We start from the raw sequence: 19886 nt of genomic DNA on the forward strand, positions 1-19886 counted from the left end.
AAGAAGTTTAGCAGAAAAGTAACCAAGACGGAATAGGGTGAATGACTTGGAAATAAAAAAATTTAACAATTATAAGATAAAGTGGAATATTAATAGTGAAACTATGATTAAACCTGGCCTGGATAGGATAAAAAAGGCTCTAGATTTGCTTGGGAATCCTCAAGATAAACAAAAAATAATTCATGTTGCCGGAACAAATGGGAAAGGTTCAACGATTGCTTTTATGAGAGTAATCGCATCTGAACATAAACTCAAGTACGGAAGTTTCACATCTCCATGTTTAATTGACGTACATGATCAAATTCAACTGAATGGTAATAATGTGACAGAGGCCCAAATGGATCACGCGTTTGCACAGCTAATGAATGTGGGTATTAGTGGAATGCTGACTGACTTCGAACTGTTAACAGTTATTGCGTTTATAATCTTTGCAGAACAAGAATTGGATGTAGTATTTATAGAAGCTGGTATGGGTGGAAGATTTGATAGTACAAATGTGATTAAACAATCCGTAGCTGTTATACCTAGTATTTCTATAGATCATACTAATTTCCTTGGGGAAACAATCGAAGAAATTAGTTGGCACAAAGCAGGAATAATAAAGGAACATGGCAAATTGATATTAGGGGATACTTTACAGTCTTCTAAAGAAGTTATATGGAAAGAAGTAAATAGTCAAAATGCACAGCTGATCGAGATAAATAAAGATTTTCAAATCCGTAAAAACAGCTATAATTATAAAAACTATGCATTTGAGGAACTAACCCCTCAGATGCTAGGGAAGCATCAGCTTTCTAATATGGCCCTTGCCATTACTGCAATGATAGAAACTGGTTTTATATTAAATGAAGAGGACGTTAGAAAAGCTGTTATAAAAGCTTCACTCCCTGGCCGCATGGAAAAGTGGAATGACCATGTTTACATGGATGGTGCACACAATCAAGCTAGTATAGATGCACTCGTTGATACCATTAAGCAGTATTTTCCTAATGAACATATTCACTTTATTATTGGTATTTTAAAAGATAAAGATTATAAATATATATTAAGTAGACTAGAAGAAGTTGCGACTAGCTTTGAATTCGTTGACTTCAAACATGAACGTGCTTTAGCCGCTACTACATTATTTAACCACTGTTCCCATAGTGATAAACGTGTAACTAAAGATATACATTTGATAGACCTACATAAACCTAAAAAAGAAAGTGTGACTATTGTATCAGGGTCATTGTATCTAATTACCGAATTAAAAGGAATAAACAGTTAAAATGTAATTTTAATTATTCAGTTTATATATGTTATAATCTTTATAATACAAATATATGTAAAATTAATAGATATGTTGAAGGGAGGTCTAAAGGTCTATGGAATTCACTCAGAGAGCAAAAAATATAATGATAGCCGTATGGTTTATCTTTGTTCCATTAGGTACTCTGTTAGTGTATATAAATTCCCCAACAAAACCTACCGAATGGGAAAACTACGGCTACTATTTACTTTTAGCCTTGTTATCTAGTGTATTTCCTTTTGTGATAGCCGGATCCACCATTGTTCTAGTCCTTTGGGTCAATGTAGCAATTTTCATGCAGTTCGGTATACTAGCAGAATTAATTTCGATGCAATTATGCATGTTTCCTATTATCTACCACATGAAAATAACACGTGAAACGTTATTTAAATACTTCTTCAACTCATCTATGTTTTTCTTTCTTTCCGTAATATGCGGAAGTCTTATTATTGGACTTGGATTTGAAGTGGGTAGTGTGAATATAATGGACGTTATTATTTTTGGTTCCTTATATGCCATCTCTTATATTTTCATAAACCATATTATATTATATGGGCGAGAAGTAATTTGCGGCTTTAAACCACTTTTTCTTACAAAAGATTTCTATTGGGAAACTGCATGTCTTTTAATGACACTGCCTTTTGGGCTAAGCTTATATTTATTTGAAGCTGCAATAGGTCCCATTGCTTTATTGTTAATGGGGATCCCGTTAATGACAATAACTGTGATCGTTCGTTTATATAGTGATTCAGAAAAAGTCAATAATGATTTGAATAAGGCTAGTGAATTTGGACATGAGTTAGCGGAACGTTTAACATCTAATGAAATACTAGATATTTTTGTGGAAAGAGTTTCTAACATGTTTCCTATTGATAGTGCTTTTATTGTTGATAATTTAAATGGCAAATTTATTATTTTACGCGCAATGGTAGATGGAAGTATGAAAGAGCTAGAATTCCCTCATGAAGAAATTCAAAATAGCTTTGCAGGTACTTGTTACGATAAAGGGGAGCCAACCCTATTTAATAAACAGGTAGAATGGGTATCACAAAAGCCTCCATTTTTATCAACAGAAATGCAAAGTGTCATGTGTGTACCAATTTACCGCAACCAAAAAATTGAGGGAGTATTGGTTCTAGCAACGAAGAGTAAGTTCGCCTTTGAGCCATATCAGTTAAATATAGTTCATTTATTATGCTCCTATTTTGCTGTTTCCCTTGAAAAAGCAAGATTGGTTCGTGAAGCTGTTGCACAAAGTGAAATTTGTGAGCTTACAAAACTCTTTAACTATAGATATTTAGACAAACAAATAGCTGGCGATATGGCAAAAATGGAGGCAGGGGCATATCAATCTCTTTCATTGATCATGCTGGACATAGATAAATTTAAAGCCGTGAATGATACGTATGGACATCATAGTGGAAATATTATTCTAAAAGAATTTGCTCAGCTCATAAAAAGTGAAATTGGCAAGGAAGGCACTGTTGGGAGATACGGTGGAGAAGAGTTCGTCGTCATCTTGCCTAATTACACCAAGCTACAAGCCATGAATCTTGCTGAACAGCTACGTTTAAAAATCGAGCAAACGCCATTTATGGTCGAACTAGACCTAGCTGACGTAACGAGAGAAGAAATCATCTTTATTACAGCAAGTATTGGCGTTTCCACCGCCCCAGAGGATAGTGACGAGGGTAATTCTCTAATACGTAATGCTGATCGTGCACTTTATATTGGAGCTAAGCAGGCAGGTAGAAATAGAGTTGCGGAGTATGTGAAGTCTTAATAACAACTAAAAAGGCGAGGATGCTGTTAACTAGCATTCTCGCCTTTTTCTGTTTAAACATTTTGGACTGTACTATGTGGGGTGGTCAAGTTTACTTATAGTTCTCTATCCTTAACTATAGGAGGTTCGACTTTATATATAATAGGTTCCGGTTGTTTCAGATTAGAGAAGGTTTCTATTATATCCTGATCGTAAATTATTTGTAGTCGTGATTGTTTACTTCTTTGTCCGGCTACCCCTTCAAAAAAGCTATCATTAGTTATCTTTTGGGAACCACTAAATGATCTATTATCTGCCCTACCTCTAATAGCATTCAGGACAATTCTTCTAGCTGAAATTCCTCCTTCAATTCGAATATTAGATCCTACACCAAATATCTCTAAATCTTCTTCTGTATAGAAAAATCCTTTAATTTGGCTAGGAGTGTCCTGGTTTACTGAGTTATTAGAAATTTTTATTTGTCCTTTAGCGAAAATAATTAAGGAGCCTTCTTTTTTATCAGCTAAAGACTTTCCGTTAATAGTTGAATACTGTATGTTTACATCACCCTCAACATATAGCAGAACATTACTTTTTAAATTTGCTCCTTGAATATTTACATTTCCTTTAACATATACCGGTCCATCTAAAGTGATGGGGGAATAGTTAGAGGGATTATAGGTTGTATTATTGTTTCCAATTTGAAGATTACCTCCTACATACATGCCCTTTTTAAAGATTGAGTTTGAATTTTCTATTTCAAGACTACCAATAGTTGATAACTGCTCAAACGTATTGTTTCCAGTCATTTCAAAGGTGGCATCTTCTTTTTCTACGTTCTTATATTCTACGCAAAATATAAACCATCTTGTACATTCTCTTTCGGTATAAGTAGGTATCACTTTTGAGTTTGGTTTATTAACATTAGCAATTTTTTTACTGTTCAATCCTGTAGAGAACCTTTCTCCATTGCTCAAATAGAAATTTGTTCGCTGATCTGTTATTCCGATAGGACTAACTACCGGCTCCCTTACAATTATCTTGGGAGATTTGCCTTCTAGAAATAGTTTCTTTATATCTGATTCTTTTTTGTAATTTGAATTTGAAAAATTATTGTTTGCAATATGATTGCCATACGCTAGATTTGAATTAAATGTATAGAAGTTCTTGCCTAACACAATTTTAGAGTTTGGGATTCCATCGGTAGGTATTGATTCAGGTAATATACTTGAAATCCATTGCTCACCGTTTAAGTATGCATAACCGCGGTCCCTTGTAATAATATTACCATCGACCTTAAAGTCGCCTTTTACAGAAACTCCTCCATGCATGTAAAGATTACCTTCTCCATTCTGTATTCCATCTTTAGTATTTATGTTCGTCCCTACAGCATACTTAAGAGTTTCCGGAGCAGACTCAGCACCAATTTCAATTTCTGTTGCCATAGTTTTCGTGGAATTACCGGAGATTCCATGACTTTCAAAAACAATTAACTTTCTAAGCTCGTTTTCCACTGTGGGATTACCTTTTTCAAAGGTAGGCTTAACTTCCTTAATACATGTTGTATATGTTCCTGTTTTTCCTGAACTGTCTGTGATAGGAGAACCATTTGTACATTTGTACTTATTTATAGTTGAGTTAAGTATGTTGATAAAATTTGTACGAGTTAGTCCATTATTCTCTTCAATTTTTTTAGTAAGTTCAGTATTTATCTGCTGAGTAATTCGGTCGATTCCTTTCTCAGATAAATCCTCAGATCTAACATTATCCTCTCGTATTTCATTTTTAGCTAATCCATTTAATGATAGAGACATTAAACTAAGGCCCAATATACTAAATACAATTAAAATAATGAGAGTTATAAGTAATGTATTTCCGCTCTGATTTTTCATATATGGCATCTAATTTATCTCCTTATCATTAATTGTTCTAACCTCATTATCAAAATGGACTTCTTTATTTTTTTTTAAATCTACCAATACTAAGCGAACATTATAGATTTCTACTGCATCCTTGCCATCGTCTTGTTTTTTTATATAAGATTTATTGGAAATACTAACATTATTGTGTTGGGAGGGTATTTCCTTATTTTGAATAATAATTTTTTGGTTTTCGAATCCATTTTTATATGTTTTTCCAGATTTACTGATAACGAAGTAATTTTTATTCTGGTCAGGATTAGGGTGAAAAGTGATTTCCGACTCTTTAGTCGTATAAATTTCTTTTAACAATTGTGCCATTATATAATCTGCTTCATCCCGCAGTTCATTAGTTGTTTTTATATTTTCATAATGTTCTAACCCTTTAGTTAATAAATTGAATGCAAAGATTGATAATGTTATGGTTAAAACTAAGGAGGCGAGTAATTCAATTAATGTAAGTCCTGTCTCATTACTTAAGAATTTATTCATAGATAACATATCCCTCCACTGAGCTGCCAGATTTATTTGTATTAGAGGTTACTTTTACTTCAATATTAAACATTTTTAACTCTTTCTCTTTTAAATTTTGAGTAGTATTTAAAGTTACGGTATATTCTTTGTCATTTAATGAAATTTGATGTGCTTTAGTTTCTTTATATAGGGAGTTGGAATTTGGATCAATTTTAGGAAGGTGTTCAAAAGGATCAATCTTCGTCCGTTCAAGATTGGCATCTGCTAGATATATCATTACTAACTTTTCATTATTAACAGTCGCAATTTTATTAGAATTAATAAAAACTTGAAAAAAAGAAAGGGAAATTATAGTTAATATTACTAGAGAACCCAAAACTTCTAATAACGAGAATCCTTTTTCATTCTTCATATACTCCACCCTTTTCTACAAGAAAATCCAATATTTAAACCGTTGGAACTAGTTTTATCATATATAAATAAGCAAAATGTTTCAATTAATTTTTGATTAAACATTAATTTTATAAAAACATTACTATTATCCTGTGTAATTTTACTTAATTATAAGTTAATATTTTTATTGTAACATTTTGGCGTAAATTATGAAAAAATAGAAGCGAAATATATTTTTGGAATAAATTAAGGAGTGAGATTAATGAAAAAAACAAGTAAATTATTCCTTTCTATATTTTTGTTGTTTTTTTATGTAGTTTCCTTCCAACCTACAGTGCTTGTAATGGCAGAAAGCACGGAATCTGGCTCAACTATTGGAAATATAGAAATTGAATCTGAAAAAGTTGATGAAATAAAAGTTTTACTAGAAGAAGAAATTAAATTGTGGAAGGAAAATCCTATTGTTTTATCCGGTAATGGTACAGATATTTCGTTAAACCCTGACTGGTTTACTTTTGATGTAAATACTACCATTGAAAGTTATTTGATAGAATCTTCTCGGCCTTGGTACACTTTTTGGAAAAAAGATCCTGTGATACATATACCACTAAGTGTAAAAATGGATCAAACCTTGAAAAATGAACTTCTTAAATATTCTCATTTAAACCAAGAGGAAACAATTTCAAACATTAAAAAACATGCAGAAAATTTGTCGAATGAGCCAATTGAAACAGTGGCACTAGATTTATCCATTCTAGAATCAGAGCGTCAAGCATTTACTTTGGAGGAAATGAGTTCAAACTTAGTAAATCTTCCAGAAATTATAGATGCCTTAAATAATCAAGTTATCCCTAATGGACAGATATTTTCTCTGAAGGAAAAAATTCAGAAGGATAGTATTACTTATAATGAAGAAACAATCGATTTAGTAGCATCTCTATTATATAGTGTGATTTTGCAAACAAATTATGAAATTATCGAGAGACATTCACAACAAAAAATCCCTAACTACCTAGAAGCAGGAATAGAAGCAAAAGTTGATATAAACTCTGGAAAAGATTTTAAGTTTAAAAATATTAATGAAACACCTTCTATTTTAAAGGTTATTTTAAAAGACAATGCATTGTTAGTAGAGTTGTTCTCTGTTCCTAATAATATAAAAGGTGAATATCAGGTGCTTGAAAAAGAACCAGTAACACCTAGAACGATATACCGCTATTCTTCGACTATGAATGCAGGAGAAGAAACTCTTGTCCAAGAAGGTGTGCCAGGCTTAAAAGTATCTGTTTATAGAACTGTATCCGATAAGCAAGGGCCTTATGAATCTCAAGAATTGGTGAGTACAGACTATTATCCACCTACTCATAGAATTATTATGAAGGCAGTAGGTGAGCCTAATGTTAGTGATAAAGACCTTGAGGTCGATTTAAATGGGGATGGATTACCGGATAGAGGAAATAACGATTCAAATAATACAAATAATCAAAGCGAGCAGAATGATATTGAAGAATCTGAAAATATAGATTCAGATACATTACCAGAGGGTAGTTATTATGATAAGGCTGGAAATATAATAACTCCTAAATAAAGTGAGGAGACATCAAGTGAAAAATAAAACTCGAAAATTATTGGGTGATCTATTAGTAGAATCAAATGTAATTTCTGATGAACAATTACATTTTGCATTAAGTCAAAAAAGAAGAGATGAAAAGCTCGGAGACTATTTGATTACTGAAAATCTTATTACAGAACAACAATTGATAGAGGTTTTAGAATTTCAACTAGGTATTCCTCATGTAAACTTAAATCAATATTCTATAGATCCTGAACTTCTTCAGCTGGTGCCTAAGGAACTGGCAAAGAGAACCAATATAATGCCTCTCAAAAAGAATAAGAATAAACTTTTAATAGCGATGGCAGATCCCATGGATTACTTTGCAATTGAAGAGGTTCGTATGGCTACTGGCTGTCAAATTGAGACAAGCATTGCTGCTAAGGATGACTTGTTTCGAACGATAACTAAGTACTATGATCTACAAGAATCAATGGATCAAGCATTGATTGATATGACTCCGACTGAAATTGAGAATGATACACAAATTACGGATGAGGATTCTGCAATAGTCCGCTTAGTAAATCAAATAATTGCCAATGGTGTGGCTCAACGTACGAGTGATATTCATTTTGATCCTCAGGAGACTGATTTGAAGGTTAGATATCGTGTAGATGGAATGTTAAAAACAGAACGATCATTACCCAAGTACATGCAAAATGTGATACTAGCTCGTATAAAAATAATGGGAAATTTAAATATTACTGAAAATAGAGTTCCACAAGATGGTCGTATAAAAATAACCGTTAACATGAGAGCGATTGACATAAGACTTTCCACCTTGCCTACAATATATGGAGAAAAGGTAGTAATGCGTATTTTAGACATGACCAATGCTTTAAACGACCTAACAAAGCTAGGCTTCAATGAAAAAAATTTAAAAGCTTTCAATAAGATGATAGAACATCCTAATGGAATCGTCCTTCTTACTGGTCCAACGGGTTCAGGTAAATCATCAACGCTATATGCAGCATTAAACAAACTAAACAATGAACAAGTAAATATTATTACTGTTGAAGACCCCGTTGAATACCAACTTGAAGGTATCAACCAAATTCAAGTACGAGAAGAAGTAGACCTAACATTTGCTGCCGGGTTACGTTCTATCCTTAGACAAGACCCAGATATTGTAATGGTTGGAGAAATACGTGATCTTGAGACTGCTCAAATTGCTGTCAGGGCTTCTTTAACAGGACATTTAGTATTGAGTACTCTTCACACCAATAGTGCTATCGAATCTGTCTCGCGTTTAAAAGACATGGGAATTGAACCTTTTTTACTTTCATCTTCACTGGTAGGAATTGTGGCACAACGATTAGTAAGAAAAGTATGTCGTGATTGTGGAGAGAGCCTAAGAGCAAATGAAAGAGAAAAAGAAATCTTTCATGAAAGAGGAATCTATATTGAGGATGTTCGACGGGGGAGAGGTTGTCCTGCTTGCAACCAAACTGGCTATCGCGGAAGGCTAGCGATTCATGAGGTATTGGTTGTAGATGATTTTGTGAAAGATGTCATTTTAACTAGTAAAAGTCCAGCACAGCTACGTAAATATATGGAGGAAACTGGATATTTAACACTCTTAGAGGATGGTTTATTGAAAGTAAAAGAGGGGCTTACAACTACAGAAGAAGTTCTTCGAGTAGCTACAGTTAATTGAGGTGACATATATGAAGTTTGATATTACAAAGCTATTAGAAAGAGCATTTCAGATAAAAGCGTCTGATCTTCATTTAACCGTAGGGCTACCACCAGTTTATCGTAGAAATGGAAAGCTGGAAAACTATGGAGACGCTATTTTGGATAAAAATGATACAAAAGAAATTATTGAAGAATTATTAACTACTGAAATGCAGCAAGAGCTTAACGGCAAAGGTGAACTAGATTTCAGCTATTCTTTACTTAATTTATGCCGTTTCCGCATAAATGCTTATCACCAGCAAGGTAATGTGGCAGTTGCTATAAGAATGATTGAGTATCAAATTCCTACGATAGAGGAGTTAGGGATGCCAGACATACTTTACTCCTTGTCTGAAAAGCCTCAAGGACTAATATTGGTGACAGGCCCTACCGGTTCAGGGAAATCTACAACATTAGCATCGATGCTAGATTATATTAATACTACTACCTCTAAACACATAATTACTTTAGAGGACCCGATTGAATATGTGCACGAGCATAAAAAATCAATTATAAATCAAAGAGAAGTAGGTTCAGATACTAATAGTTTTGCAAATGGCCTTCGGGCAGCATTGAGACAGGACCCTGACGTAATATTAGTTGGGGAAATGAGAGATTTAGAAACGATTTCTACAGCAATCACTGCAGCTGAGACAGGGCATTTGGTAATGGCGACTTTACATACTAGTAGCGCACCTACTACTATTGATCGGATTATTGATGTATTTCCTCCACATCAACAGGGACAAATTCGTGTTCAGCTGGCGAATGTATTGCAAGGAATTATTTCTCAACGGCTTTTTATTAAGCAGGATGAATTAGGTAGAGTAGCTGCCACTGAGGTTTTAATACAGACATCATCAGTTGCAAATCTCATTAGAAATGAAAAAATACACCAAATACAAAATGTTATGCAAACTAGTAGAGCACTAGGGATGCATACGCTTGAAAACTCCATCCAACAACTGGTGAGCGCAGGTACAATTACCTTTGAAGTTGCTAAGCCCTTTATGAACGTAGGTGACTATTAATGGTCGTTTATAAATATGTTGGAAGAACCTCTAGGGGAACGATTAAAAAAGGAATTGTAGATGCTACTAATAAACAGATGGCCATTACTAGACTTCGTTCTCAGGGAATTAACCCACGAGAAATTGAAGAATCTAAAAGTGTTCTTCATAAAGAATTATCTTTAGGAGGAAACGTAAAAAATCAAGATTTTGTTATTTATAGCAGACAGTTTGCAACTCTAATTAGAGCTGGTGTCTCGATTTTGGAATCTACTAAAATATTGGCAGAGCAAACATCTAGTAAGCCATTAAAGAAAGGTCTGCAGGCGGTTGAAGAGGATGTGAGATCGGGTTTATCTTTTTCTGATGCAGCATCCAAAAACTCTAAAATTTTCCCAGTACTTTTCGTAAATATGATCAGAGCCGGTGAAGCGACAGGTAATTTAGACGAATCGTTAGATAGGTTAGCTTTTTCATATGAAAAACAATTTAACTTAAAGAAGAAGGTTCAGTCTACTTTAGCCTATCCTCTTATTTTGTTGTTTTTAACAATAGTCGTATCAGTGTTTTTAATGCTTACTATTGTCCCGCAATTTGTCTCGATGTTCGATGATTTGGGCGCGGATCTTCCACTAATTACGAAAGTAGTGATGTCTTTAAGTGAATCCTTACAGTCCTCTTGGTATATATTCTTGATTATAAGTTTGCTCTTCGGAATTATTGTAAATTATTTATATAAAAATAACGCAAAGTTCAACTATGGGTTCCACTTAATTTTGTTGAAGTTACCGATATTCGGAAAGCTACTTCAAAAATCTGCAATTGCTAGAATGACAAGAACGCTTTCCTCATTGTTCAGCAGCGCTGTTCCAATTTTACATGCATTGTCTATTGTGGAGAACGTTATTGGCAACCCCGTTGTTGCAAAAGTAGTAAGGGAATCTCGTACTAGTCTTGAACAAGGAAGTACGCTTTCAGCACCATTAGCTAAAAGCTGGATATTCCCTCCACTTGTAACACAGATGACCTCCATTGGAGAATCGACGGGTTCTTTGGATTATATGCTTGAAAAAATTGCTGACTTTTACGAGGATGACGTAGATCGAACAGTAGACACGTTAAAATCAATGATCGAGCCGTTAATGATTGTATTTTTAGCAGGGGTAGTTGGAACGATTGTAATGGCAATCATGGTGCCAATGTTTAGCATGTACGAGCAAATTTAGAAGGTTTTCATTAAAAGGAGGTGAAAAGTTCATGACGAACGAATCAAAAAAACATACAAGCAAAGGGGATAATAAAATGAAAAAAATGAAGCAATTATTAAAAAATCAAAAGGGTTTAACACTAGTTGAACTATTAGCAGTAATTGTAATTTTAGCTATTGTAGCTGCAATCGCAGTACCAGCAATCGGGAACATAATAGAGAACAGTAGATATAACGCAGTTAAAGCAGATGCAACGAATGTGTTAAGTGCAGCACAGTTGTATTTTACAGATGATTCAAGTAAAACAAAAGTTACTGTGACAGAATTAAAAACTAATAAGTATTTAGAGTCGGAGGGTTCGATACCACTAACTGCTGAAGTTACTAAAAGTAGTCCAATATCTCTAAGCAAAGCAGAGGTAAATTATTCTGGTAATAAAAAAGTTACTTTTACTAATGCAACTATTAAAGGAATTAATAGTGATTCTAATAAAGGTAGCGGAGCAGGAAACTACACTATTGGCGCAGCTACAGGTGAAACAATTACTCAACCATAATTAAGTTAACCATCTACAGCAGCTGGAAGTTGCTGTAGATTCTTAGTTTTTGATTTAAGCTTGTGTTAATTCATTGGCTCAAATGAAAATCTAAATAACGTTATACATAGGGGTGATAAAATGTTTAATAGATTCAAGAAAAAATCAAACCGATATGTTGCTTTTGATGTGAATGAGTATTTGATTAGAGCAATCGTAATGAATACATCAGACATTAAGCAGGCTACCATATACGAATACCCACTAAATAGTGGAATTTTTGAAGGAGACATTTTAGTAGATGAAATGGTTCTTTATGACATATTGAAAAAGCTAGTTCAAGAGTGGGAAGTAAAGCGATATGACGTTCGCTTTTTTGTGCCAGATAGTTCAGTGATGATGAAGTCATTCGAACACCCATCGGATGTGTCAACTGAAAAGTTAAAGTCATATGTAGAGATGGAGTTAGGGAGAACAATCCACTTACCTTTCAATCAACCATTAATTGACGTTTATGATTATCTACCAAACGATGGAGAGGCAACTCTTTTTGCTGCACCATCTGAGGAAATAAATAAGTTAGCTGGTTTATTGGACGATTTATCTCTTCACCCTACAATTGCAGATGTAAGACCACTATCATCCATTCGTTTTTTTGAGAAGACTATAGGCCTTGCTAAGGGAAAAAGTTACTTAATATCAGAATGGGCTTTAGATGGTGTTTCCATTAGTATTTACAAGGATAGAAAAGTTGAGTTTTTGCGCCATCAACCAATCGACATATCGAAGGAAAAATGGAAATTTATTCTAGATAATAACCAACATCAATTTACTTATAACGGTAATATAGAAGAGTACCGCGGACAACTTTTAGATCAGATAGCTGAATTAGACCGAATACTAAACTTCTATCGTTTTTCCTTATATAAAGGGGAAAGGGCAGTAGATGAAATTATTGTCTTTGGATGTTCACCAGAGATGGATTATATTGTTTCTGAGATGAGGTCCAGCTTTAATACACCGATTCAATATATAAACGACGGAAAAGTTCAAGCATTTCATGCAAACTTCTCTTCTAAAGATATTCCACTTATTGGACTGATATATAGGGAGGAACAATAATGGAAATAAATTTATTGCCGGAAAGAGAAAGAAAGAAATCTAACACTATATTGATTTTTGCCATAAGTTTAATTTTATTTATCACGATATTGTTATGGTTTTTCATTCAATATATTACGTTAACAAGAGATATTGAGACTTTAAGTTCTGATGAGGCGTATTCTTTAGAGGAACAGGTAGATTTGACAACTAATTTGGAAAGTGTGAAGACTTCGAGCGAAGGGGATTTGATAGCTTCTGTTTCATTCGCTGAGAATATTTCATATCCTGTAAGCCCATTACTTATAGAGGTCAATTCCCTATTGGAGAAACATACATATCTTAGAAAATATGAGTTTTTAGAGCAACAAATCACGCTTACTTTGGATGTTGAAACAATGAGTACCATATCTAGATTGGTTACGAACCTTTCTGCAAGCGAATATTTTAACGATATTAAGGTAGAGAGTGTTACTAGCTTTGACATAGATAGCTCGGAACAAGAAAACAAAGTATATTTCGAAATAATTCCAAGATATTCGGCAGAATTAACTTTAGAAATTGATTCCGTTTATTTGAAAAATGGTGGTGTAACTCCTTGAATGAGCTAGTAAGTAATAAAAAAAATACCGTTATTTTAATTGGTTTATTAGTCTTGCTGTTGTTATTTGCATTATATTATTTTCTAATTTCACCTCTAAAAAATGAGAGAGATACTAAAGAGGTTACTGTTGAAGTGCTTAAAGGAGAGGTTAAGGTCTTAAGAGATGAATATAATACTTTTGAACTTGATGTTAACTCAGATGAGAATGTATTCAAGATGAAAGACAAGGTGCCGTTAGAACGCGAATTAGATCAACTCTTGCTTTCTTTAGAGGAAGTAGAGCTGCTAAGTGATTCAAAAATAGAATCTATTGAATTTAATAATTATGATGGAATTATAGATGAAGCACAATTAGCTCTTTACCCGGTTCATGATAATACAGAAGATACAGAAAAAGTTGGAGAAGTCACGGAAGATACGGAAGATAACGAGACCACAGAAGCTAATGAGGAAGCTTTAGAGGAACTTCCTATCTCCTCAGTTTCAGAAATTACTTTGCCAGCTAATTTAAAGTTAATTACCTTCAATGTAACTGTCCAAACTAAAAACTATGAACATTTAGTTCTTTTAATAGAAGAAATAGAAAATTTAGAGCGAGTCTTGAGAGTAGATCAAATTACGATGAATGCTCCTGGGGAACAAGAGCTGTTAGATCAAGAATTACCTACTGCTACCTCAGCCACCATTCAATTAACTACTTTCTTTCATAAGGAATGATTCATCTAACATTTATAAAATAACTAGATAGGGAGTCTATCTATGTCGATATCTCAATTGTGTATTTATCTAGCCGTGTATATTATGCCGGCTTTATATTTGTTTGGCTTAGCTTGTGTGGTGCTAATACAGCAGTCCAGGAGATTGGAAAATAGATTGATTACGGCTATTTTAGTGGCCTACAGTTTCCTTTACTTTGGGGAGTTTTTTCGGCACCTGTTACCGATTGAATATAGTTCAACCGTTTCTGGTATTGGACTTGGTTTAATTGGTTTGTTGGTGGTGTGTCTTACTCTCCATTTGTATATACACGTTTCCAACTTGTACATATATATCCCACGCATCGTGTATCCTGTTGTCTTTTATGTGCCTTTTTTGATCATGCTAGTGGCTCAAATTTTACATTGGAGGACCATTCCATTTATTTCTCACGAGTCAAGGGGCTTCTGGTACGTGCCTATTTATAATGAGGAATATTATATTGTTTTGACGTCATCCGCTATGTTGAATATTATGATGGTTTTTATTTTAATGATAGGTTTGCGAAAGACCGTGAATTTACAGCAACGAAAGCTATTAAAGTTTTTAATCGTTTGTACATTGGTTGTGTTTACTTTAAAGGCGTCCATGGGTTATCTAAATTTCGGGGAACATATACCTCCCTATACATTCCTGATTGAAGGAATTGTTTTCTCCATTTTTATATCTTTTTCCTTCCTGCATAACGACTTACTGCCAAACATTTCTCGGCGGTATCGAACCTTATTTGATATCAGTCCCATACCAATCATGATATTAGATAATAACTTGGATATTTTAGAAATAAACAAGCAAGGTAAGTTTCTGTTGAATATCAGTGATCCTACGGATATGAATTTGATGAAATATGCGCGGACCAAGCATAATAAAAAGCTTCTCCGGAAACTAATTGAACAACTTCAGCTAAAAGGTACTTTACGAGACTATTCTTTGGCACTAGACAATCTATACCTTGATGGACGAATACACATCTCCATAGATGCCAAGTACGTGGTTACTGGAAAGGAAAGAATCTACTACGCTATGCTTAGAGATGTCACGAGCGAGGTTGAAAAGGAAAAAATGATTATGCATATGGCCTATCATGACGTCCTGACTGATTTACATAATCGAGCTTTTTTTGTCACGCATATTAACAAAAAATTAGTAGAAATGTCGCAAAAGGAAGCTGGAGAGGCATACTTTGTTTTACTAGATTTAAATCAATTTAAGATTATTAACGATAGCTTTGGTCATTCGGTTGGGGATCAAGTACTGCAATATACTGCTGAAGTATTGAAAGATGCAACGAATAAAAACGATTTGGTAGCCCGTTTTGGTGGAGATGAGTTTGTTCTATTTTTGGATGACTTTAAAACCCGTGAAGACTTTGATGGATGGCTATCTCAATTAAGAATGACATTTAAGGAAAAAAACTTTATTTATAACGATATCCATATCAAGGTTATACCAAGTATTGGGATAGCCTACTGCCCTGAGCAGGGAGGTTCCTTTGAGGATCTTTTTCATGTAGCTGACCTCAATATGTATGCAGATAAAGAAAGTTTAAAAAGTAGGAAATAAGGTGTTTGAATGGAAATCGTAATCGCAATATTAGTATTTATATATGGTTTAGTGCTTGGCTCTTTTTATAATGTAGTGGGATTAAGAGTCCCGAAAGGTGAATCTATTGTTCGCCCGCCTTCTCATTGCACGATATGTGATCGCAATTTAACGGCTAAAGACTTGGTGCCGGTCTTATCCTATGTTTTTTTAAAGGGAAAGTGCCGCGGATGTGATACTAAAATCCATTGGGTTTACCCAGTTATCGAGCTAACTACCGGTGTATTATTCACATTTGCATACTTCCAACTTGGTTTTTCGTGGGAGTTCCTTGTTTCACTGTTGTTTATTTCTTTATTAATTATCATTACAGTTTCCGATATTGCGTATATGCTCATTCCTGATAAAATACTTTTATTCTTTTTAATTCCACTAATTATTGGTCGCATTATCTCACCTTTAACTCCTTGGTGGGACAGTATAGTCGGAGCAATTGTTGGATTTGGAATATTACTCTTAGTCGCTATGGTGTCGAAAGGTGGCATGGGTGGAGGTGATATCAAGCTTTTCTTTGTTATTGGTGTCGTGTTAGGAACGGTATCCACCTTAGTGACATTATTTTTAGCCTCTGTTATAGGAACGGTAGTGGGTATTATTACGTTGAAAATATCCAAGCAGGGAAGGAAAACTCCTATTCCATTTGGACCTTCTATAGCAATCGCAGCGATAATTTCTTTTTTCTATGGTCAAGCAATTGTCGACTTGTATATTAATTTGTTTTTTTAACTCGATAAGTTTTTAGGGCAAGCCGACAAAGGTCTTGTCCTTTTTTAATTGGGGAATGGTAAAGTGGTGAAAAAAGAGGTGAATTTATGCCATTTCGAAAAAAAAATCCTAAGAAAATGATTTTAATGGCTGGACTACAAGGGCTTGTTATAGGAGTTGTCGGGGTTTTATTGTTTGGGTTGTTATTAAATATAGCTAACGATCGGAAGGTAGAAGGAGAAGCAAGTGGAGATAAGAATACGGAAAAGCCGGCTACCGAAAATGGAAAGGAAACGGGAGGAGAAAAGGTAGAGACATCTACGGAGCCGTCCCTAACTTTCAAGGCTAAGCAATATGGAATGTTCTCTACAAAAGAAAGTGCCATTTCTTTTATGGCAGTTGAACCCTCACTGGAACGCGCCGGTATTATTCAGGCAGAAGGACAGTTTTATATTTGGAGTGATTTATACGTAAAAGAAACTGCTGCTGTTAGCACAGAAGCATTGCCATCCTTTATAAAAAATTTTTATGTGTCTACTAGCAGCTGTGAGAATCCAAAAGTTAAAAACATGATGACATTATTAACTGAGGAAAATTTGTCTAAAAATTTTTTTGACTCCATTGCCAGTAAGGAGAAATATCCCGATGATCTAGCTACAATTGTTCAAGCTATCACAACGTTTTCGGACAGTCCATCAGTCATTCGACTGCATGTTTTTACGCACTATTTAGAACAGAACGATTGTGTAAAATTAAATTTTTAAATAAGAAAACAGCCCAAAATCAAATAGTCACGTTTTTAACACAATTTTCATTTTCTCCATTCTTTTGTATGCTTAGGAAAAGGGGGAATTTCAATGAAAATAACAACAAATAACAGAATTATTCTAGCAAGCGAGTCACCCAGAAGAAAAGAGCTTTTTGGTAGATTAGGGATTCCATTTGAAATACAAGCCTCAGGTGTATCCGAGGACATCGAACAGGAGCTATCTCCAGAGGAATTTACACTTGCGATAGCGACCAAAAAATCAGATGAAGTAGTACAAGGAAATGAAGATGCCATCATTATAGCCGCGGATACTACTGTATATTTGGGCGAAAAACTATTAACTAAGCCTGTTGATTCTAATCAGGCAAAAGAGTTTCTTCAAGCACTCTCTGGTCAAGAGCACCGGGTGATCACAGGAGTATCCATCCAAGGAGCAGGTATTTCTATTGGCTTTACCGAAACTACTGCCGTGCAATTTTACGAACTGACAGAAGAACAGATAGATGCTTATGTTGCTAGTGGAGATTCACTCGATAAGGCAGGCGCTTACGGTATACAAACAATGGGTGGAATGTTCGTTGAAAAAATCACTGGCGATTACAATAATGTAGTCGGATTACCGCTAGGTCGTTTGTTCCAGACGCTTTTAACATTGAAAGTCATCCAGTTAGAAAAGGAGACTTCTGAATGAGTGCTAAAATTTCTCCCGCTCTAATGATCCGAGATGTACATATAGCGGACAGACCAAGAGAGAGACTGATTAGACAAGGTGCCTCAAGCTTATCAAACCAAGAACTACTTGCAATCTTGCTTCGTACTGGAACGAAGCAAGAGTCTGTTCTTCATCTTGCCAATCGAGTTTTGGGTTTTTTTGAACAGATTCAAGAGTTAAAAAATGCTACGCTGGAAGAAATGATGACGGTTAAAGGAATTGGCCAAGCAAAGGCTGTCCAACTTCTAGCAGCGGTCGAGCTAGGAAAAAGATTATCGCAGCAAAAAACTAATGAGAAGTTTACAATTAGATCCCCGAGTGACGCAGCCACTTATTTAATGCCAGATATGACCTCCCTCACGCAAGAACACTTCGTAACATTATTCCTAAATGTAAAAAATCAAATACTACACAAGCAAACGATATTTATCGGGTCTTTAAACGCTTCCATCGTTCATCCTAGGGAAATATTTAGAGAAGCGGTAAAACGTTCCGCTGCATCCATTATTTGTGCTCACAACCATCCTTCAGGAAACCCTATAAACATAGTATCCTAAACTAGAGTACTCTAAGTACTTAAAGTTTAGGATTTTTTTAATTCAATACTTTAACTAATGAATAAATATAGGTATTATTTATAGGAGTTAAGGTATTTAAAGGTGGTGGAGAAATGAAAGTTCAAAAAGTAGTTGTTGAGGAAAAATCATATCCATTATACATACTATTAGACAAAAATTTTGAAGTGGTAGAACCGGTTAAGAGATATATAAAGTACTTGGATAATACGGGGAAAGCGCCAAATACGATTAAAACATATTGTTATCATCTCAAGCTGTTTTATGAATTTATGAGCCAAAGAGGAATTAGATTAGAAGATTTGAAATTCGAGGAAATGTCAAACTTTGTGGGATGGTTAAGAAATCCAACGGGGGAGGTAAAGGTAATAGATTTACAACCAAAGAAGGCTAAAAGAGAAGAAACATCTGTTAATGCCATACTTAATGCTGTAACTAGTTTCTTAGAGTATTTAAATCGTACAGGAGATTTTAAAGCTATAGATATGACTAAAGAAGCGAGGGGAAGAAATTTCAAGGGGTTTCTTCACCATATTTCTAAAGGTAAATCTTATCAAAAAAATATTTTAAAGCTTAGGGTCAAAAAGAAACTTGTACAAGTATTAGAACACGAACAAGTTAAAGCAATAATCGATGCGTGTCATACAAAAAGGGATAAGTTACTTATTATGCTTATGTATGAAGGAGGACTTCGGGTAGGAGAGGTATTATCCCTTCGTATCGAAGATATTTCTACTTGGGATAATCAGATTAATATCATGCCAAGAGATCACAACGAAAATGGGGCTTATATTAAGCTTAGAAAAGAACGAACAATCGATGTTAGCAAGGAATTAATGGCTTTATACACCGATTATTTAGTTCATGAATATGGGGAAGATTTGGAGCATGATTATATATTTATAAATCTCAAAGAATCTTATTTTGGGAAACCTCTAAAATATCAAAGTGTATTAGATCTTATAAGGCGATTGGTGAAACGGACAGGGATTACCTTCACTGCCCATATGTTGCGTCATACGCATGCCACAGAACTCATTAGAAGTGGATGGGATGCTGCTTACGTACAAAAAAGGTTAGGTCATGCACATGTACAAACAACACTTGATACATACGTTCATCTTTCTGATCAAGATATGAAAAATGAATATAAAGCGTATCTCCAAGGGAGAGAAACATAAAAA

Annotated in this window: 18 protein-coding genes and 1 pseudogene; 16 read left to right on the forward strand and 3 right to left on the reverse strand. The window is 34.5% G+C overall.

The annotated features are described in order from the left end of the window. The first annotated feature begins 46 nt into the window (after positions 1–46). Positions 47–1267, forward strand: coding sequence for a bifunctional folylpolyglutamate synthase/dihydrofolate synthase (locus tag MKX96_RS08085; protein WP_340883146.1), 1221 nt, complete (start codon positions 47–49; stop codon positions 1265–1267). Positions 1268–1364: 97 nt separating this feature from the next. Then, entirely contained in the window at positions 1365–3071 is a 1707-nt protein-coding gene (locus MKX96_RS08090; protein WP_340883147.1) for a sensor domain-containing diguanylate cyclase, read from the forward strand. Between the two features lie 95 nt (positions 3072–3166). On the opposite strand, the gene MKX96_RS08095 is transcribed toward MKX96_RS08090, so the two are convergent. Genes MKX96_RS08095 through MKX96_RS08105 form a run of 3 tightly spaced genes read right to left on the reverse strand, consistent with a single transcriptional unit; the run spans position 3167 to position 5855 of the window. Next, positions 3167–4951 (reverse strand): hypothetical protein, encoded by a 1785-nt coding sequence (locus tag MKX96_RS08095; RefSeq protein ID WP_340883148.1) that lies wholly within the window; start codon positions 4949–4951, stop codon positions 3167–3169. Continuing rightward, positions 4952–5461, reverse strand: coding sequence for a PilW family protein (locus tag MKX96_RS08100; protein ID WP_340883149.1), 510 nt, complete (start codon positions 5459–5461; stop codon positions 4952–4954). Beyond that, positions 5454–5855, reverse strand: a complete 402-nt coding sequence (locus MKX96_RS08105) for a type IV pilus modification PilV family protein (RefSeq protein ID WP_340883150.1) — start codon at positions 5853–5855, stop codon at positions 5454–5456. The genes MKX96_RS08100 and MKX96_RS08105 overlap by 8 nt, the downstream gene beginning before the upstream one ends. Positions 5856–6098: 243 nt before the next feature. Here MKX96_RS08105 and MKX96_RS08110 point away from each other — a divergent pair, with 243 nt between their 5' ends. The 14 genes and pseudogenes from MKX96_RS08110 (at position 6099) to MKX96_RS08175 (ending at position 19883) form a co-directional block, all read left to right on the forward strand. Then, positions 6099–7424, forward strand: a complete 1326-nt coding sequence (locus tag MKX96_RS08110; protein WP_340883151.1) for a VanW family protein — start codon at positions 6099–6101, stop codon at positions 7422–7424. 16 nt (positions 7425–7440) lie between these two features. Then, positions 7441–9105 (forward strand): GspE/PulE family protein, encoded by a 1665-nt coding sequence (locus MKX96_RS08115; RefSeq protein WP_340883152.1) that lies wholly within the window; start codon positions 7441–7443, stop codon positions 9103–9105. A 10-nt stretch (positions 9106–9115) separates the two neighbouring features. Continuing rightward, the gene (locus MKX96_RS08120; RefSeq protein WP_340883153.1) at positions 9116–10156 is read left to right on the forward strand and encodes a type IV pilus twitching motility protein PilT; all 1041 of its coding nucleotides are present in this window, start codon (positions 9116–9118) and stop codon (positions 10154–10156) included. Further along, entirely contained in the window at positions 10156–11361 is a 1206-nt protein-coding gene (locus MKX96_RS08125) for a type II secretion system F family protein (RefSeq protein ID WP_340883154.1), read from the forward strand. Before MKX96_RS08120 ends, MKX96_RS08125 begins: the two co-directional genes overlap by 1 nt. A 31-nt stretch (positions 11362–11392) precedes the next feature. Further along, positions 11393–11899 (forward strand): prepilin-type N-terminal cleavage/methylation domain-containing protein, encoded by a 507-nt coding sequence (locus tag MKX96_RS08130; protein ID WP_340883155.1) that lies wholly within the window; start codon positions 11393–11395, stop codon positions 11897–11899. 120 nt (positions 11900–12019) lie between these two features. After that, positions 12020–13000 carry a type IV pilus biogenesis protein PilM gene (pilM, locus tag MKX96_RS08135; protein WP_340883156.1) on the forward strand — a complete coding sequence of 327 codons (981 nt, stop codon included), beginning with the start codon at positions 12020–12022 and terminating at the stop codon, positions 12998–13000. Continuing rightward, entirely contained in the window at positions 13000–13581 is a 582-nt protein-coding gene (locus MKX96_RS08140) for a PilN domain-containing protein (protein ID WP_340883157.1), read from the forward strand. The genes pilM and MKX96_RS08140 overlap by 1 nt, the downstream gene beginning before the upstream one ends. Beyond that, complete coding sequence (locus tag MKX96_RS08145) at positions 13578–14300, forward strand: hypothetical protein (protein ID WP_340883158.1); 723 nt, start codon at positions 13578–13580, stop codon at positions 14298–14300. Before MKX96_RS08140 ends, MKX96_RS08145 begins: the two co-directional genes overlap by 4 nt. A gap of 42 nt (positions 14301–14342) precedes the next feature. After that, entirely contained in the window at positions 14343–15902 is a 1560-nt protein-coding gene (locus MKX96_RS08150) for a sensor domain-containing diguanylate cyclase (protein ID WP_340883159.1), read from the forward strand. Between the two features lie 9 nt (positions 15903–15911). Continuing rightward, positions 15912–16667, forward strand: a complete 756-nt coding sequence (locus tag MKX96_RS08155) for a prepilin peptidase (RefSeq protein WP_340883160.1) — start codon at positions 15912–15914, stop codon at positions 16665–16667. Between the two features lie 86 nt (positions 16668–16753). Next, positions 16754–17410 (forward strand): hypothetical protein, encoded by a 657-nt coding sequence (locus MKX96_RS08160; protein ID WP_340883161.1) that lies wholly within the window; start codon positions 16754–16756, stop codon positions 17408–17410. A 93-nt stretch (positions 17411–17503) separates the two neighbouring features. Beyond that, the gene (locus tag MKX96_RS08165; RefSeq protein ID WP_340883162.1) at positions 17504–18106 is read left to right on the forward strand and encodes a Maf family protein; all 603 of its coding nucleotides are present in this window, start codon (positions 17504–17506) and stop codon (positions 18104–18106) included. A gap of 23 nt (positions 18107–18129) precedes the next feature. Beyond that, positions 18130–18666, forward strand: a pseudogene (gene radC, locus MKX96_RS08170) (RadC family protein); the annotation flags it as partial. Between the two features lie 131 nt (positions 18667–18797). Then, the gene (locus MKX96_RS08175; protein WP_340758916.1) at positions 18798–19883 is read left to right on the forward strand and encodes a tyrosine-type recombinase/integrase; all 1086 of its coding nucleotides are present in this window, start codon (positions 18798–18800) and stop codon (positions 19881–19883) included. Positions 19884–19886: the final 3 nt, after the last annotated feature.

Origin of the sequence: Psychrobacillus sp. FSL W7-1493, assembly GCF_038004905.1 — a bacterium.
Taxonomy (GTDB): Bacteria; Bacillota; Bacilli; order Bacillales_A; family Planococcaceae; genus Psychrobacillus.

Coding starts and splice junctions, on each gene's coding strand:
- MKX96_RS08125 (WP_340883154.1), top strand. CDS start 10,156: ATGGTCGTTTATAAATATGTTGGAAGAACCTCTAGGGGAACGATTAAA.
- MKX96_RS08130 (WP_340883155.1), top strand. CDS start 11,393: ATGACGAACGAATCAAAAAAACATACAAGCAAAGGGGATAATAAAATG.
- MKX96_RS08160 (WP_340883161.1), top strand. CDS start 16,754: ATGCCATTTCGAAAAAAAAATCCTAAGAAAATGATTTTAATGGCTGGA.
- MKX96_RS08140 (WP_340883157.1), top strand. CDS start 13,000: ATGGAAATAAATTTATTGCCGGAAAGAGAAAGAAAGAAATCTAACACT.
- MKX96_RS08105 (WP_340883150.1), bottom strand. CDS start 5,855: ATGAAGAATGAAAAAGGATTCTCGTTATTAGAAGTTTTGGGTTCTCTA.
- MKX96_RS08150 (WP_340883159.1), top strand. CDS start 14,343: ATGTCGATATCTCAATTGTGTATTTATCTAGCCGTGTATATTATGCCG.
- MKX96_RS08175 (WP_340758916.1), top strand. CDS start 18,798: ATGAAAGTTCAAAAAGTAGTTGTTGAGGAAAAATCATATCCATTATAC.
- MKX96_RS08100 (WP_340883149.1), bottom strand. CDS start 5,461: ATGAATAAATTCTTAAGTAATGAGACAGGACTTACATTAATTGAATTA.
- MKX96_RS08155 (WP_340883160.1), top strand. CDS start 15,912: ATGGAAATCGTAATCGCAATATTAGTATTTATATATGGTTTAGTGCTT.
- MKX96_RS08110 (WP_340883151.1), top strand. CDS start 6,099: ATGAAAAAAACAAGTAAATTATTCCTTTCTATATTTTTGTTGTTTTTT.
- pilM (WP_340883156.1), top strand. CDS start 12,020: ATGTTTAATAGATTCAAGAAAAAATCAAACCGATATGTTGCTTTTGAT.
- MKX96_RS08095 (WP_340883148.1), bottom strand. CDS start 4,951: ATGCCATATATGAAAAATCAGAGCGGAAATACATTACTTATAACTCTC.
- MKX96_RS08165 (WP_340883162.1), top strand. CDS start 17,504: ATGAAAATAACAACAAATAACAGAATTATTCTAGCAAGCGAGTCACCC.
- MKX96_RS08120 (WP_340883153.1), top strand. CDS start 9,116: ATGAAGTTTGATATTACAAAGCTATTAGAAAGAGCATTTCAGATAAAA.
- MKX96_RS08090 (WP_340883147.1), top strand. CDS start 1,365: ATGGAATTCACTCAGAGAGCAAAAAATATAATGATAGCCGTATGGTTT.